The organism is Spirulina sp. CCY15215 (assembly GCF_016888125.1).
Taxonomy (GTDB): Bacteria; Cyanobacteriota; Cyanobacteriia; order Cyanobacteriales; family Spirulinaceae; genus CCY15215.
The window spans coordinates 10095-27827 of the sequence record NZ_JACSWA010000440.1 but is presented as its reverse complement, the minus strand read 5'-3'; the positions used below and the strand labels follow the sequence as shown (position 1 = coordinate 27827).

Sequence of the window (17733 nt, the reverse complement as noted above, 5' to 3'; positions counted from 1 at the left end):
ATGAGTTACGCCTAGCCGAAGAGTTAGTGGGAGAAGAAATTCAAAAGACGATTCAACCTCGTTCATCTATAAATAATCAGCCGTTAGTTCAAGTTTAGATAAATATATTTTAGGTCTTGGGAATGCGATCGCTGTTTGATTTTTTGAAGTGGCGATCGCTTCAACCCCTAATAACAATAACCAGATTTGCGATCGCCTCTTGAGATAAAATATCCGAGCAAATTCAAGCAATGGTACAATGACAACTATGATCGAGCATATCGTCCTGTTTAAATGGCAAGAAAGTGCCTCGCCTGAAGCGATCGCCACGGCGATCGCAGCCCTGCAAAATCTGAAAGGGAAAATTCCGGCGATCGTCGATCTCTCCTGTGGCGAAAACTTCAGCGATCGCGCCGGAGGTTATACTCATGGCTTAACCGTCAGATTTCGCGATCGCGCTGGTTTAGAAGCCTATCAACCCCATCCTCTACACCATGACATCGTACAAAATTTGATTAAACCCATTGTTGCAGAAGTCTTAGCAGTAGATTACGAATTTTGAGCGGTGATGGGTAACAAATAATCTGTTACCCATAACAATTACAATTGATAAGGATCTTCATCGCTTAAAAAAGCAAGAAGTGTCATAGTTTCTGGCTGTTCTTGCAACCATTCTCGAATCCGTTTTGCTTCCTCATAAGAGTCCTTGCCAAACTTACTAACATACATTTTATTTAACATTTCTCTGATTTCTTCATCGCGAATTTTCTTTTGCCACGATTTGGTAAACATATAATGAACTTCATCATGCAAATTGCGCTCTTTTAAAGCATCCCACTCATTTTTATCGAACCAGACTCCATTACAGCTATTACAATGATCTAAAAAGAAATCAACACCATGACCCACTTTATATTTAATTAAAATGCGATCGCATTGCGGACATAGCTTTGCTTTAGTATTATCTTTGATATCGAAGGAAACTTCTGGTTCTTTTTCGGGTAATGTTTCCTCCTGTTGGTCTAGCCACTTCTGGTAATCTTCTGAAGCAATCCAATTTCCTTCGCATTGAGAGCAAGTTTTTGCATTGAGATGTTCTTCTAAAGTAACGGATTTTAACTGTTTTGTTCTGCAAACAGGGCATTTCATGAGTGTTTTCCTCAAAATCAATACTTTTCAGTATAAAATAATCCCCGGTAAACTTTAATCAATAGTGCCGGCTCTTCCTTGAGAAGTTAGTTGAATTGGGCGATCTCTAGCTATAGTCCTTATAATGCGAAAACAAACCTTTACCCTCAAGCGCAACCATGACCCTCCCTCGAATCTTAACGATCGCGCCGGAAGAATATAGCTTGTTGACGGATCTTTATCAACTCACGATGACGGCTTGTTATGTTGGGGAAGGGATCGAGGATAAGCCCGCAAGTTTTGAATTATTTGCGCGATCGCTTCCCCCTAAGTTTGGCTATTTAATTGCTATGGGTTTAGCGCAGGTTTGTGAATATTTACAGAATCTACAATTTACCTCGACGCAAATTATCGCCCTACAGGAGACGGGAATTTTTCAGAATGCCCCCGATCGCTTTTGGCAGCTATTAGAGTCGAGTCGGTTTACTGGGGATATCTGGGCAGTAGCAGAAGGAAGCGCGATTTTTCCCTACGAACCGATTTTGCGGGTAGACGCACCCCTGTGGCAAGCGCAATTGGTGGAAACTTACCTATTAAACACAATCAACTATCAAACTCTAATCGCCACGAGAGCCGCGAGAATGCGCGATATAGCAGGGGAAAGGGCAAAAATACTCGAATTTGGCACGCGACGAGCTTTCAGTCCCCAAGGGGCAATATGGGCGGCGCGGGCGGCTTTGGCTGGGGGACTGGATGGGACATCCAATGTGTTAGCGGCTTTGAAGTTGGGGGAAAAACCTGTGGGGACAATGGCTCATGCCCTGGTGATGGCGGTGGGGACTCTAGCGGGAAGAGATGAAAATGAAGCCTTTAATGCTTTTACTCGCTATTTTCCCCGATCGCCTTTGTTAATCGATACTTACGATACTCTTAAAGCGGCGGAAAGTCTGGCAAAACAAATACAAGCCGGAGAAAAGCAGGTCATGGGGGTGCGTTTGGATTCGGGGGATTTAGTGAGATTATCGCAACAGGTGCGATCGCTGCTGCCGAATGTGCCGATTTTTGCCAGTGGCGATCTGGATGAGTGGGAGATCGCCCGCTTGCAACGAGAAGGGGCAATGATTGATGGTTATGGCATCGGCACTCGTTTGGTCACGGGGACTCCTGTGAATGGCGTTTATAAGTTGGTGGAAATTGCGGGTATTCCCACCATGAAACAGTCTGCGGGGAAAGGGACTTATCCGGGACGCAAGCAAATTTTTCGCACCGAGACTCCTAAAATACAGGATCGACTTGGTTTACTGGAAGAGGAAGCCCGAGGGGGAGAAAGACCTTTATTAGAATTAGTTATCAAAGCAGGACAACAGATTAAAAAGGAAGAGGCGATCGCCACCCTTCGCCAGCGCACAAGGGCTTCTGTTGCGAGTTTGCCTCTTGAAACGCGCCAGTTAGAAGACCCTCAACCTCTTCCTGTGGAGATTTCTACAAGATTGCAAACTCTACAAGATTCTTTAGTGAGGAAATAGCCGAGTATTGATTAATGATGAACTCTGAAACGAAAAATATTGCTTTATTTGGCACCAGTGCCGATCCCCCCACAGCCGGACACCAAATGATTTTGCGCTGGTTATGCGATCGCTTTGACCAAGTTGCAGTTTGGGCTTCTGATAACCCCCTTAAATCTCAACAAACTCCCTTGAAACATCGCCTGAAAATGTTAGATCTGGCGATCGCGCAAATTGATGCACCGCACCATAATATCAGCTTACATCGAGAATTAAGTCATCGCTACAGTGTGGAAACTCTCAAGTCTGCCCAAGAAATCTGGGGAAAAAATAGTCACTTCACTTTTGTAGTCGGATCAGACATTATTGCTCAATTACCCCGTTGGCATGAATGTGAAGCATTATTGCGGCAAGTCCAACTCCTAATTGTACCGCGTCCTGGGTATCCTTTGAGGGAGGAGGACTTAAAAGTTGTGGCAGAAATGGGAGGAAGATCTGCGATCGCAGATATCAATGCACCGGAAGTCTCTTCTTCTGCTTATCGCCATTGGCACGATAGTCGGTTGGTAATGCCTCTGGTTGAAGACTACATTCACCAAGAAAAACTTTATCTGCCTTAAAAATAATGGATTCCAGATTTGTTGATATTAGATTACTCAATTTTACCTGGTTTTGCTGTAATAATTGTAACAGGATTGAGGGGGGAAAAGCGCGTAAGTTCGCCAATGGGAACAGAACGAGAAATTTGCAGATTGAGTAAGCGATAATCCCAGGCTTGATTTTGCAGCCAATTAATACTTGAATATAAATGTTCTAGGGTAGCAAAGGCAAGAACTAAGATGCCTTGATTGCATAATTTTGCTTGACAAATCGGCAAAATATCGAGTAAATTTCCGCCACTCCCTCCCATAAAAATGCGCTCAGGATGAGGTAATTCTGTTAAAATATCCGGTGCAGTTCCTTCTATAATGGTAACATTTTTAACCTGCAAGCGCTGACAGTTTTTCCGAATCAAATTAGCTCCCATTGCTGTCTTTTCTACCGCATAAATCTGAGAGTTGGGATGTAAACGCGCCATTTCAATAGCAACAGAACCGGTTCCGGCACCAATATCCCAAATGATTTGTTTGGGTTTTAGTCCTAATTCTCCTAAAATAGGGATACGAATTTCTCGTTTTGTCATTAAACCGGGGCGATCGCGAAAACTTAAAAAAACTGCATCGGGTAAGCCAAAAAGCGGCAATTCTTCTAAGTTTAATTCTGCTTCTTCCTCCCGCAATAAAATCAGAATATTAAGGGGGGAAAATGTTTGCTTTTGTAACAATTTTTGTGCCGTATAACTCCGAATTTTTTCTTCTTCCCCGCCCAAATTTTCACAAACCCAAAATTGATAACAAGTGGGCAGATCGAGGGCAAGATAAAGAGAGGCGATCGCCGAGGGGGAATTATTTTCATCCGTGAGGAGGGCAATTTTTTCGCATCCTTGCTGTAGCGATCGCGTTAATTCCTGCAAAGAACGACCATGAAGGCTAATAATTTTAGCATCTTGCCAAGGCACTTTAACCCGGGCAAAAGCCAGTTGTAGAGAACTAATATGGGGATAAAATTGCAAAGATTCTGAAGGAAAAGACTCTAATAATAACCTTCCCAAGCCGAAAAAGAGGGGATCTCCGGAAACCAAAATCACCAGGCGATCTCCTTGTTGCCAAAATGCCGAGATCTGGGCGATCGCTTCCCCAAACTTCCCTAAAATTAAGCGTTTTGCAGGATGTTCGGGAAAATAAGCTAAATGACGACGACTCCCCACTAACACCGTCGCAGTTTCAATCTGTTGTAAGGTTTGGCGATCAAGAGAGATCGCCCCTTCTAACCCAATACCAATGACTTTAAGACAATTTTCCATTATGGTCGGAGGAAGAAGTAACGGTGTTGCATTTTAGCACCGGAACAAACCCCATAGTAGAATAAAAAACTATCTGCCCATCCGCGATCGCCATGACTCCTAAACCTGACTCCCCACTATCGAGCGAACCCAACACCGAAACCGAGAGTCTACAAAGGCTTCCCCTACCGACGACCAAGCAACTGGCTATGGTGTCGCGCACTTTCACCATTCCCAGAAACTCGGATAATTGGGAAGTGCGATCGCAAACTTTAGACAGTACCATTATTCTCTTTGCATTTGGCACAATTATATTAGGTTGGCTTTTCAACTTTTCCTTCCTTTTATTCGCAGGTTCTCTCGTAACACTTTTAGTTTCCCTGCGAATCATTTTTCCCGCTATTCAACGTTGGTTATTAAAATTTCTCACTCCTTCCGAACGAGGAATTGTGTTAGGGACATTAGGAACGATCGCATCCATGGCCGGATTTGCTCAGTTTTTTGGTATTTTTAACAAAATTAGCTTATGGTTGCAGTCTAATAAATGGGATGAGTTTGGCTCTTGGGCGGATTGGTTTGGAGCCCTCGGTCAAATTGCGATCGCCATTCTCGCCGTATACGTCGCATGGCAACAATATGTCATTTCCAAAGATTTAACCATGCGCCAAAATGCCATAACTCAACAGCAAACCATTGATTCTTATTTTCAAGGCATTTCCGATCTGGCTTTAAGTGATGAAGGATTACTCGAAGATTGGCCGCAAGAAAGAGCATTTTCAGAAGGACGAACCGCCGCAATTTTGAGTAGTGTTGATGCCGCAGGAAAAGCCAAAATCCTTCGCTTTCTTTCCCAATCTAAACTATTAACTCCCTTGAGACGGGATGGACTCTTAGGACGTGCTATTCTCGACGGTGCGGGAGGCTATGAAGAAGACCGCCAAAACGGGTTGCGCGTTATCGATCTCGGTGTTATGCTTGCCCGAGCCGACTTATCGGAAACTGATTTACGCTGGACAGATTTAAGTGATGCCTATGTCATTGGTGCAAACTTTAGCCATTGCGATCTCGTCAAAGCCAATTTAGCGCGGACGGTATTATACGAGGCCAATTTACGAGGAGCAGATATTAAAGGCTCTCGATTCTTTTATGGTAACGTAGAAACCGCAAGTCCTCGCAGTCTAACCACCCCTCCCAATTACAAAACTGGGGCCCATACGGGGGCTGTGATCGAAAAAGCCAATTTTACAGGAGTTCAGCGCTTAAGCGAAGAACAACGCCGTTATCTCTGCTACTGGGGAGATAAACAAACCTGCGCCACTATTCCAGGAGGCTGTGGGGGTATTCCCAATAAATTAGGAAGATAGTTTTTTAGTTGATAATTGATAATTGAAAACATTATGAAACCAAAATATACCTTTGTGATTCCTATTTATAATGAAGAAAGTAATATTCTCGAACTGTCCAAACGCTTACAGGATGTTGCCCAACAGTTAGATGGAACGACGGAATTTATTTTAATTAATGATGGTAGTCGCGATCGCTCTTTAATGCTGATGCGAGAACTGCACGAGAAAGATTCTCGTTTTTGTTATTTGAGTTTAGCGAGGAATTTTGGTCATCAAATTGCGGTGACTGCGGGGCTGAATTTTGTGCGGGGGCAGGCTATTATTATTATGGATGCAGACTTGCAAGACCCGCCAGAATTGGCGATCGCTATGGCGGAACAATGGCGATCGGGCTATCAAGTGGTCTACGCACAACGCAGCAAACGTCATCGGGAAAACTGGCTCAAACGCTTATATGCCTATTGGTTTTATCGCCTGCTCAAACGCCTTGCGGATGTGGATATTCCCACAGATACGGGGGATTTTTGCCTCATGGATCGAAGGGTTGTCGATGTTTTAAATGCTATGCCCGAGCGCAATCGCTATTTACGAGGGCTGCGATCGTGGGTAGGATTTCGTCAAACGGCGATTAAATTTGAGCGAGATTCGCGGTTTTCTGGAGAGCGAAAATATACCTTTCGCAAGTCCTTTTCTTTGGCATTAAATGGGATTATTTCTTTTTCTCGCATTCCCTTACGCATTTCAACTTATATCGGCTTAATTTCGGCGGCGATCGCCCTAATTATGGCTTGTATGGTTCTCTATTGGCGCATCGTCCAACCGACGGCTCCTTTAACGGGTTTTGCGACGATTCATATTGCTGTTTTCTTCCTGGGTGCAGTACAGCTTGTCAGCATTGGCATTTTAGGCGAATATATCGGACGTATTTATGAAGAGGTAAAAGGCAGACCGATCTATATTTTAGGAGAAGTCGGAGGATTTGAAGATAATTATTAATTATCTGCGTCTTTGAGGAGGGTTTCAGGATCGATCACTTTCCCTTGAATGTGAATTTCAAAATGTAAATGAGGACCCGTAGAATTGCCGCTACTGCCCATTTTAGCGATTTCCTGCCCCTGGTTGACCCATTCCCCTGTCTGTACCAAAATTTCGCGATTGTGACCGTAAACCGTTGTGCTGCCGTCCTTGTGACGAATTTTCACCAGTTTTCCCAAACCCCATTCATCCCAGCCCGAAAAAATAACTTCCCCCTCCCCAGCAGCAATAATAGGTGTACCGATTTTATTCGCCAGATCGATGCCCTCGTGATATAAGTGAAATCCTTGAGAAAGTTCCCCCTCCGTCGGTTGAATAAATTTGGGTTGTAGATAGGGTTGTAGAATAGCTTGAATGGCTCTGACGCGATCGCGCTGTTGAATAATCAAACAGTCACTCTTGCGTTGTTGAGGGGGACATTCTTGGCTCAATGAGGGGGTATCGAGGGGGCTATCATTATTCAGAACTCGAAGTCTGCCTCGCACTAAAGCCTCAAGGCCATTTTTGCCTTGTTCTTTAGTGGCAATATATTCTTGCGGAAAACGACGACTCCCACCTCGCGAACCTGATTGATATAGATCGAGAGTATTGAGAACTGCTTGGGGATCTCTGGCAGGATTAATCCCCGCACGACTCAAATCTTGATAAATTAAAGACAAGCGCCGTTTTAAATCCTGTACGCACTGTTGGGGAGATTCCCGAGTACACCACATTTGCCCATCGTGACGAGAAGCAGCAATTAAGGCTTGAATGCCTGGAGATTCAAGATTGTCAATTAAATCTCGCGTTGCTTGAAATTTCTCGTCAGCAAGGGTTTGTGGTTTGATCCAAAGATACTCAGTCTGCACCCAGCCAATCAAAGAATACTGCACGGCACGCAGAAAATAACCTACGGGTTTGGCAACGATCGCAGAGATAAACCAAAGGACAATCAATAAAAAAAGGAGCGATCGCAGACGTTTGCGAAAGGTATGTTTGCGGCGAATTTTGCGCCGACGCAATCGAACCGGATAGCCAGAATGGGGGGATACAACGATCGCACCTGGAGGGAGAGAGGGTTTTTTTCTGACCCGACTCTTGGCACGAGACGAGGAATGATGCGATTTTCTCATGTTGTTCGGAGCGGGATAGGGAGATAATAGCATTGGATAAGCTCACAAGGAAATTAACCCATAAAATTTAATACTTTTGGTACTTTTAAGTTGAGGTCAGGATTTTGCTTATTCGGGCAACTGTATCGGACAAAATTTCTGCTGCAAGGTCAATTTCTGCCTCTGTTGTAAATTTACCGATACCAATGCGAAGTGCGCCTTCGATCTGTGTTTCTGGAAGCTGCATCAACCGAAGAACATGAGAAGAGGTTGTTGTACCTGAAGAACAAGCCGATCCTGTGGAAATTGCCAATTTATCGCGAATTCTAGCCACGATCGCACTATTAGGAATATTGGGAATTGAGAGATGCAGATTTCCTGCTAAACGATTTTGGAGGTCGCCATTGACGATTAAGTTGGGAATTTTAGCAAGAAGGAGATTTTGCAAGCGATCGCGTTTCGCTGCGATCGCTTTTTCATCTGCGTCCATTTCTAACTGACGCAGGGAACAGGCTTCACCCAGTCCAACAATCCCCGCAACATTAAGAGTACCGGGACGCAATCCTTTTTGATGTTCTCCTCCATAGAAAAGAGGTTTGAGGGAATAATCTTTACGAACAACTAAAGCGCCAATTCCTTTAGGGGCGTAGAATTTGTGACCTGATAATGTTAGATAGCTTATACCCCAATCTGAGAAATTAATGGGGATTTTTCCCACAGCTTGAGACGCATCGCAGAAAAAAGGAATGTTATATTTTTGAGCAATTTGACTGATGCTTTGCAGGGGGTAAATATTCCCCACTTCGTTATTAGCTGCCATGATGCACAGTAAAGATGCACCACCAGAACAAACTCGTTCTAGATATTCTAAATCGATGCGTGCTTGGCGATCGACTTTCAGCCACACTATTTCTGCAAGTCCTTGGTTGGCGATCGCTTTACAGGTATCTAAAACCGCTTTATGTTCGATAGGGGAAACAATCAAACGAGAAGGAAGGGAAGTCAGATTTTGGGGAAAATGTCCTTGAATTGCAAGATTAACACTTTCGGTTGCGCCAGAAGTAAAGATAATTTCCTGGGGAGAAGCATTGATTAATTCAGCCACTTGTTGACGGGCTTTTTTAACAGCTTGTGCAGCTTCATCCCCATAGGAATGATCCACACTACTTGCATTGCCAAAAGCAGTCGTCATTGAATGTAACATCTTATCTGCTACTCTGCGATCGACTGGAGTAGTAGAGTGGTAATCAAGGTAAATTGAAGATTGTTGCATTAGGAGCATTCGCTTCTTCGGAGAGCTTTAAATATTCTAAAATTAATAATCATAGGTAAATCTCGCATCCTCAAGATAAGATAAGATAATAATATTTTAGAGCCTGATATTTATTAAGCCTGTTTTACATCAACATAAATATCTTTTTCGTATTGCTTAAACTCATCATCAAGATTATATAATAAATTGCGAATTTGTTGACGAAGTTGTTTGGCTGGTTCTAAACAATCTCGTTGATAATCTTGCAAAGTCAATTCAAGATGAGGATAAAATAACTTTAAAAAGCCTGATGCTGTTTTAAGAATTGCTTGTTGATCTCGAATCGTAGTATGATGATCGAATTGTGTATGTTGTTGAGCATATTGATTAAAACGAGGATCTTTTCTTAAAGACAATAATACTTCACCAAAAAAGTCCATTTTTAAACCTATTTGATTAGCCATCATATCTCTCTGAAATTTAGGGATTTCCCAACCGGGTAAAATACCAGCAAAACGATCTAAAAATGCTGTTTCTGAGAAAAATTTAGGTAAATTAACCATTAAATTATATTCATTTTTAGGACGTTGATACTCATCCAATTCAATATTCCCTAATAATACTAACGAACAATCACTAGCAATATCTGCAAATCCTGAACGATTATAGCGTCCATTAGCAAGATAATTTTTCAAAGGTCCAATGATTTCATCAGAATTTTCAAAGGTTAAACTTTGAACTTCATCTAAAACAACCACATCATAACGACCTAACAAACCTACTTCTTTTGTTCTACCATTAATAAATAATTGGGACGGTGTTACTTTCCCTCCACTAATAACAGAAACTTTAGCATTTATATTCTCGTAAACAAAACTTTTTCCTGTTCCTTTTGGGGCTAATTCTATTATATGATAATTAGATTCAACCAAAGGTAATAAACGAGTTAATATCCATGTTTTTGCCTCATAAGTATAACCAGGATGTTCAGGATTAAAACCTATTGAACAAAACATTAAATTTCGCCATTGTTCTGTGGTAAATTTAGAACGACATTGAGCATAAGATGTCAGATCAATTTCAGAACATTGAAAAGGATCAAAATCAATAACAGAAACTTTGGATTTTCCATCTGCACTATTTTTATATCTTAAAGTAATTTTCCCCCAAACACCTTGTCTTAATAACATTTGATAACGCTCTACAATATCTGTAGAAATTTCGCAGTCTGATAAATTTAAAATCGGAATATTTGCTAAAGGTTCAGTAATTTCTTTAGAATTTTGTTCTAATTTTATTCTAACTTTAAGTAAAGCAATTAATTTATATATTTCACCTTGAGTTAGTTTAAATTTAATAACTTCTTGATCATCTTTTCTGGGAAATGCTTTTTGCACAAAACTACTGATTTTTTCTAATTCTAAATCAGTCAATTTTCCAGTTCCATGAACAATTTTATCTAATAACCATTCAGCTACAAAACTAGGCACTCCTAAAGTGGTTAATCCACTTGAAGGTAAACGTTTTTTGTCAATACTTAATGATTGAAATACTTCTGTAACTAAATCATTGTTGTAACTATTAGAAAAATTCATTTAAACCTCCTTGAATACCGCTACTAAATATTTGCTTAATAGTAATGAATGAGTTGGAATCAATTTCTGACATTTCTGGTTCACTACTAGCAAAAACAAAAGTTAATCTGCCAGATAATTTGATTTTGTCTTTATTCTTATCTGGGGGAAGTTCTGGGTATTTATTAATAGGTATTTTCTTAGTCACTTTTTCACTCGGTTGAATGATAATACTTAACATTTTTCCTGTTTTAAAATCAATCAATTCATCAATATATAAACATAGATTTTTCAAGGATACTAGATTATTATTATGAATAGTAATTTCTAATTCTCCCGCTTGTGTTGCAGAGCCTTCTCCAGTACAAGTTACAAAAACTGGATAACGTTTTACTGATTTACCTAACACTGAAAAACCAACTACAACTTCTTCAGGAAATAGTCCTCCATGAGAACCAATAATTTCCTTATCTTTAGTATAATTAAAAGCAGTAATACAATCAGAATTTTTAACAATGCTAATATCGTGAGGAAGTCCAAAACGTCTAGCTTCAAGAAAAATAAAACGAGGATCATCCGTTTTACCAATTGCCATTCTACCTTGTGATTGTAATTCGGCTGGACAATTAGCTAATTTTTGTACTTCTCCCATCATTTGACCATGATCGCTAGCGATAATAATTTTTAATTTTTCTGATTGTTCATATTCTTCTAAAATATATTTAATATGTCTAACAATCCCTTCTAAACGAGTGATTCTTTCCACTTTATATAAAGTTTTCCAATCTTTTTCTTGATGATAAAGTTTATCTAATTGATCTGTATCCCAACAATAAATTTTATATTTATTCTCTTTTAAATCCTGAATTAATTCATGTTTATTATGATCTGTATAACGTTGAGCAGATTTAATATTAGAAAATCCATCTTTTGCATTAGGTTTCCAAGAGTCATTTTCTGGTAAAAGTTGAGAGTAAAGACTCCATTTTGCATATTCTGTTTTAGTAGGAAGGATGCTAAAGAGGGGTTTAATATCCTTTTCTAATGTTAGTTGCTTATCTTCGGTTAAAATATCAATTAATTCTTGATGATCTAACCATCCTAAACCATCAACAACTATCCAGATTACAATATTTTCTTGTGCGAGTTCTTGGACTTGAGAAGTCACACTGTAATTTAAAAATGACTTGTCAACATTATCTATTTTTAATTCAGGATAATGTTTGACTATCCAATTAACAAAGCTAATTGCTAATTGTTCACTATTTTTTTGAGCAGGAAGAGTATGGTTAATAGTGGTTTCCCATTTTCTAAAAGGTAGATAATTTTCTATAGCCCATTTTAAAGCATCTTCTGGAGCAGCATCAATTGATAAGGGTAAAGGGGTGCTAGGAGGTAATTTTTGCTGTAGTTGAGATGTTTTTTGATTACCTAAATAGTAACTAATTTTATTGATTCTTGCTTGGGTTATCCAATTTAATTTATCTAATAAAACATCATGCACAACAGAAGCAATAATTTTATTATTTGGATCTAAGATTAATTCGTCTAAAATCTTACCTTCTGTTTTATACATTTTTTGTCGCCAAAATTTAGTAAATTCTTCTAAACAAAAATCAGGAATATCTAGAGGATATTGACCCAATTGTTTGATAATATCTAACTCAGAAGTTAAACCTAGCCAACTTTTTAACAGCTGCTCTTTATCTTCTGTTTGATAATAATCAACTAAATCATTTTGATTATTATTAGTCCTATTATAGAGCCAAACTTCTGAAAATATTTTATATTCTTGAGGAATTGAAATAGATAAAAATTGAGCTAAATGCTTTACTGATAGATTATCTAACCAGAAATTTTCTTTAGTTCTAGTTATATTAGCTAATAAAGACTCAATCTTGTGCTTTGAATCATAACTATCAAGCTGAGTAACAATTTTTAAAATGTGCAAATCATTCCAACTATCAGGAATAGATAAAGGAGAAAAAATAGTTTCTAATTTTGGACGTGGGTGTTGTTTTCTTTCAATTATTAAGTCTGATTTATTCCAAACTCTTAACCATTCTTCTGTCCAATTACAAAGTCTTTTTCCCTTAATCCAATAAGCATTATCTTTAAGAGTAAAATATTGCAACCACTCCACTTCGCTAGTAATAGCGATATAGTCAGCAAGAGGTTGGTATAATTCAGTAGGGTCTAAGATAATTTTACTCATTAATTTTCTCCTCTTTAGACAAGTATTGTTCTAACTCGGAATACAAATTTTGTCGTCTTTCTGTAGGAAGTTGTGTAAATAAAGTAATAATTTGATTCTCTTGATTTTCATTTTGTATATTTGTACATTGAGTTTTAATTGTTCCTAATAATTCTTGATCTGAATTACTCAAGTAACTAATATGTACTGCTTGATTATTCTTGATTTTTTTCAGTAATTCATTAATTAAGTTGAGTTTTTTGTCTTCTGTTTCTTGTTCAATTTTACTCAATTCTTGTCGTAAATTATCTAACCATAATTGAGCTTGATTTTGAAATTTAGTTTCAAGTGCTGTAATTCTTTGTTCTAATTGAGATTTATTTTGTTCATATTTATTGTCTAAGTTAGGAGTACAATTATCAAGATTATTGTACCACTCAGTTAACTGTTTGAGTTGGTCTTGATAAGTATCAATAGTAGTGTTGAATTTTTGTCCTTGAGTAATTTGAAATAGCTCTCTTAAATCCTCAATTTCTTGCTGTAATTGCTGACAAGTTAAATATTCATCAGAGTCTTTAAAAAACAACTCTAGTTTACCTAAATTAGTTGGAATAGGTTTTAATTCTTGATTACTTTTAACTTCAGTTAATTTTTCTGTTAGTTCCTCAAGTTGTTTGCCGTAATCAGTAATTTTATTATTCAGGGAATTAATTAATTCTTCAATTTCAGTCTTAAATCTTTCAGGAAGATTAAGCTGAGTTTTTAATTGAGTTATTTTTGCAATTCCTTCTTGACATAGCTTGAGAGTATTTAATGACTCAGAATTATTCTGTCGTAACTGTTGTATGATTTCATTATCTCGCTGGTGTTTTATATTTTCAGCTTCTTCTGCATCTTGAATTTCTAAAATAATCGGATTTAATTGATCTAATATTTGCTTAACTTCTCGAGAAGATTCAGATTTAGTAAAACGATTTTGTTGATTACTAATTTCTTTATAGAGTTTAAATGCTTCGTTTTTATTGATATCTATTAATTTTTCATTCCAAATTGTAATCTTTTTTTCCAAATCATTTTGTTTGGTTTGAATATCTTCAATTATTTCCTGATAAAGAGATTCTTGTTTAACAATTTCAATCTGATTAGCTAATTTTTCTATATCACTAATAGCTTTAATATAATCCTCTTGACTAGCATTATTACTAAGGGAGTTATGAAGAAGTTTAATCTTATCTAAACAGTCTTTAATCTCAGCTTGATATTTAATTTCATCAAGTTTTCGTGTAGCAACATCAAGAGAATAATTTAATGTTTGAATTAAATGATCTGGTAAAGAAACTGAAGTAATTTTATCAATTGTTGTTTGAAGTTCAACTTTATAACCTCCATATTCTTCTTCTGTTTTTAAAGATTCAGATTTTTTACTTAATTGAATAACTATTTTTTTGATATTTTCTTGCACTTTCTCTAAAGCATCAGTTCGGCGTTCCTCTTGTTTTTTAGTAGGAGTAACAATAATATTTTTACTTCGATTAGTGTGTGCAAGATCAATTATTTTTGATAAAGTTTGTTGAAGACGAGGATATACTGAAATTAAAATTTCAATATCTATGTTATCTTTATTACTAAATAAAGTTTCTGTTTCTTCTACTGATTTAAACCAATCATCAATTTTTTTGATTTCAGCGCTAAGTTGTTTTCTTTTCGGTGTAATTTCTTCTACTTTTGCCTGATCTGGATCGGCTGACTTGATAAAGTTATCAATTTCTTCAACTAATTTTTTAGCTTGATTATAATCTAATCGTGTTGGTATTTTAGGGCAAGTAATCGCTTTTGTCCGAATTAATTGGGGACTTGTATTTGAGCCTAAAATCCATTTATTAACAAAATCTTTTGGTTTACCAAATACACCAGTTTCTGCCCAATCTTTAATTGGTTTTTCTTCAATTGAGGGAGCATTTTTCTTCTTAGGTAAACCAAAACTTCCTTTTAAAATAACTTCACTACTATGATCAGCGATCCATGCAGAAAATAACATAGTGAATGTATATTCATTATAGCCGAAAGGAGGTTTAGATAATTCCTGCCATATTTTACTAATAGGAACACATTTTTTGGTTTTATTTTCTAAAGCTGTTAATTGCTCTATTTTATCCCATGCTTCTCTCACATTTTTATTAATGGGAACTTGTACTGAATATTTTTGAGAATCGGTTTTGAATAAGCCCCAATTACTGACAAATACTTGATCAATCAAAGTGTTATAAGATTGATTTCTGAATTTTTTAGGATTAAGATCATGATCATCTTCTAATAGAAGATTAGCTGCATAACCAATTATTGTATTTCCTGCGTGACTTTTTAAAGCCATTTTATCGTTTTTGGCAAGAGGTGGTACAAAACGATAAAGTTGCTGTAAAAGATGGCTAACAATACTTTGAGGATTTTGTTTTTGATGAGTTGTTAATTCTTCTGGCTTAATGAAATAAAAATCACAATTATTAGGAGTAATTATTTGCTTAATTTCTCTCTCTACTTTTTTTAGTATTTGTTTATTTAACTCTGCAAAAGCTGTACCTGAATCCTGTTTTTCGACTGTACTTTTTCTTCTCATAATATCTATCATCAATAAATCTTTACAAATATCTTTAACATGGTTATCTGGAATGGCAACAGCAATATAGTCTTTATTTCTTTCTTTTAATAAAAGGTCATTAATCTCATAACGGAGAGCTTGTAATTCATCAATATTGTCTGCCAAAACGTAGGCAAAAATTCCTTTTCCCTCTATATTTTCCAAGGTTTTATAACCATTTAAGGCTTGTTTAAATTCTTCCACACCGTAAAACTTATATTCAAAAAACCACTCATCATTGAGTAATTGATTTTTGTCGATAAAATGCTGTCCATTTATATTTTTACTTCCCAAATAAATTTCGATTTTCTCGTTGCAATGTTTAATAGCTAAATTAATAGATATTTCCCCAGTTTGTTTACTAGCTTCTTCTTCTATTTCTTGACGAACTTCTAGTAAATTACTACCTGAATAAAAGCGATAAGTGTTATTGCCTGTATTAAAATAAATAACTTGTTCTTGTTGAGCCAATTTCTCTAATATGTTTTTAGTTTCTTTTTCAGATAAACCTGTTAATTCACTAAGAATAACATCATGTTTTTCCGATTCAGTTTTATGTAGTTTATTCTGGCTAGCATAATAGAGAAAAAGTCCTTTTAAAACTGAAATTTCGCCTTCGGTGGCTGATGCTGATATAGTATCATAAGCCTTTTTATATTCTAAATAATGACGAGAAAATTCTAGTTGGGAGAAGTTACTCTCAAAAGCATCTACTAAAGAAATAGCTGGAAGATAATTTAATCTACTATTTTTTTCGACAAGTTGACTACTGATAAACTTTTTGACATCTTCTTTAATATATTGAATTGCCGTGCGTCCTTGAGTAAAATCTAAGTTACAAAGAAGATAACTGTTAAGAGGATGAAGAGGAAAACAACCTAAAGTAATATTATTATTAAATTCTGCTAAATTCCAACCTCTTTCTTGATAAATCTTAATTCTTTTTTCATGTGCTATACGACTATCTCCTAAAAGAGCATTATCCCATATCATTCTAAATTTCTTCCATGACTCAGGATTAAATTGTTGGTCTAGTAATCCTTGAATTACTAATTCTAAACTAGAAACAGGCTCATAAATGCTTTCAGTAATTTCTAAACGAGTAGCAAGTTTTTTATAATCTTCAATAGATTGACTAGGTACAGATTTTAAAGGTTTAATTTGAGTAAAACAAACTAAAGCTATTTTACCTTTATTATTCTCACAAGCATCGGTTATACTTTGTAAAGTAAGCCCTCCTGAATTGAATGGATCTGTTGCCCATGCTTGAAGATAAGCATTAAGTTCATCAAATAAAATCAAAATTCCTGAATATTTTTTATCTTCTCCTGAGCATAAATTATTAATTAACTCTTCTATAATTTTCTCAATACTTAAATCTGTTTCAAAATCAATAGTAAAGCCCTTATTTAATTCGCCACTAATTTCTTTGACAATAGAAATGACTTTATATTGATCCTTTTCTAAAGAGTCAATAATACTATTCACATCTTTTTGATGATTATTTTCTTCTAAAAAATCATTAGCACTTTTGATTTGTTCTTCTGTTAAAGTGTTTAAATAATCAAGAGGTTTTTGACAAAATTGTTGTGCTAAGGAATCAGTAATTCCTTCTACTTCTAATATTTGACGCAGAGAACGCAAGAATATTTTTCTTAAATCTGTTTCTGATGAACCTCCATTAATACAAATTACTAAATGTTTCTGATTACGCCTTTTATAAGCTGTTAAATCTTCTAATATTCCTTGATTATTTCCTGATGCAATTTTTACTTGATTCAATATTCCTTTAACTTCTTCACTACCCAATCCTTGTTTGAAATAGTTGGCTGCAACTAAAGCAAAATGAGATTTGCCTTTACCATAATCTTGTACGAATAAATGAATGTTAGATTGATTTTGACTATGATAACTATTCCGAATAGTATCCAGTACACCTAATGTTGACGATTTAGGTTGCAAATTTTTATAATTAAAGATAAATCCTTGACATAAACGCAAGTTTTTATCATTATCATCCATCATGCCAAAATTAACTGCATTCGCTACCATTCCTGATTCATTAATTCTAACAATTTCATTGAGTTTCATGTTTTTGATTTCCCGTTTATG

At 36.7% G+C, this 17733-nt stretch carries 12 protein-coding genes; 5 read left to right on the top strand and 7 right to left on the bottom strand.

Features of this window, described 5'->3' with window-relative positions; translation table 11 throughout:
* The first annotated feature begins 238 nt into the window (after positions 1-238).
* The gene (locus JUI58_RS13470) at positions 239-541 is read left to right on the top strand and encodes a Dabb family protein (RefSeq protein ID WP_239121461.1); all 303 of its coding nucleotides are present in this window, start codon (positions 239-241) and stop codon (positions 539-541) included.
* Between the two features lie 38 nt (positions 542-579).
* Here JUI58_RS13470 and JUI58_RS13465 read toward each other — a convergent pair whose 3' ends face one another.
* Positions 580-1128, bottom strand: coding sequence for a zf-TFIIB domain-containing protein (locus JUI58_RS13465; protein ID WP_204104312.1), 549 nt, complete (start codon positions 1126-1128; stop codon positions 580-582).
* A gap of 158 nt (positions 1129-1286) precedes the next feature.
* Here JUI58_RS13465 and JUI58_RS13460 point away from each other — a divergent pair, with 158 nt between their 5' ends.
* A complete protein-coding gene (locus tag JUI58_RS13460) occupies positions 1287-2633 on the top strand; it encodes a nicotinate phosphoribosyltransferase (RefSeq protein WP_204104311.1) in 1347 nt (448 codons plus the stop codon).
* A gap of 14 nt (positions 2634-2647) precedes the next feature.
* Positions 2648-3232 carry a nicotinate-nucleotide adenylyltransferase gene (locus JUI58_RS13455; protein WP_204104310.1) on the top strand — a complete coding sequence of 195 codons (585 nt, stop codon included), beginning with the start codon at positions 2648-2650 and terminating at the stop codon, positions 3230-3232.
* A 32-nt stretch (positions 3233-3264) separates the two neighbouring features.
* On the opposite strand, the gene cbiE is transcribed toward JUI58_RS13455, so the two are convergent.
* Positions 3265-4515: a precorrin-6y C5,15-methyltransferase (decarboxylating) subunit CbiE gene (gene cbiE, locus JUI58_RS13450; RefSeq protein WP_204104309.1), complete on the bottom strand. Its 1251-nt coding sequence runs from the start codon at positions 4513-4515 to the stop codon at positions 3265-3267.
* Positions 4516-4607: 92 nt separating this feature from the next.
* Between cbiE and JUI58_RS13445 the strand changes: the two genes are divergently transcribed.
* Entirely contained in the window at positions 4608-5858 is a 1251-nt protein-coding gene (locus JUI58_RS13445) for a pentapeptide repeat-containing protein (RefSeq protein WP_239121460.1), read from the top strand.
* A gap of 33 nt (positions 5859-5891) precedes the next feature.
* The gene (locus JUI58_RS13440) at positions 5892-6836 is read left to right on the top strand and encodes a glycosyltransferase family 2 protein (protein WP_204104308.1); all 945 of its coding nucleotides are present in this window, start codon (positions 5892-5894) and stop codon (positions 6834-6836) included.
* Here JUI58_RS13440 and JUI58_RS13435 read toward each other — a convergent pair.
* The 5 genes from JUI58_RS13435 to JUI58_RS13415 all read right to left on the bottom strand — a co-directional run bounded on the left by JUI58_RS13435 (position 6833) and on the right by JUI58_RS13415 (position 17712).
* On the bottom strand, positions 6833-7987 hold the full coding sequence (locus JUI58_RS13435) for a M23 family metallopeptidase (RefSeq protein ID WP_239121459.1): 1155 nt from the start codon (positions 7985-7987) through the stop codon (positions 6833-6835). The two genes, JUI58_RS13440 and JUI58_RS13435, sit on opposite strands and share 4 nt — an antisense overlap.
* An 85-nt stretch (positions 7988-8072) precedes the next feature.
* Positions 8073-9248, bottom strand: a complete 1176-nt coding sequence (locus tag JUI58_RS13430) for a cysteine desulfurase family protein (RefSeq protein WP_348539888.1) — start codon at positions 9246-9248, stop codon at positions 8073-8075.
* Between the two features lie 104 nt (positions 9249-9352).
* Positions 9353-10813 (bottom strand): BREX system Lon protease-like protein BrxL, encoded by a 1461-nt coding sequence (gene brxL, locus JUI58_RS13425; protein ID WP_204104306.1) that lies wholly within the window; start codon positions 10811-10813, stop codon positions 9353-9355.
* A complete protein-coding gene (locus JUI58_RS13420) occupies positions 10800-13007 on the bottom strand; it encodes a PglZ domain-containing protein (protein ID WP_204104305.1) in 2208 nt (735 codons plus the stop codon). The genes brxL and JUI58_RS13420 overlap by 14 nt, the downstream gene beginning before the upstream one ends.
* On the bottom strand, positions 13000-17712 hold the full coding sequence (locus JUI58_RS13415; protein WP_204104304.1) for a hypothetical protein: 4713 nt from the start codon (positions 17710-17712) through the stop codon (positions 13000-13002). Before JUI58_RS13415 ends, JUI58_RS13420 begins: the two co-directional genes overlap by 8 nt.
* Positions 17713-17733: the final 21 nt, after the last annotated feature.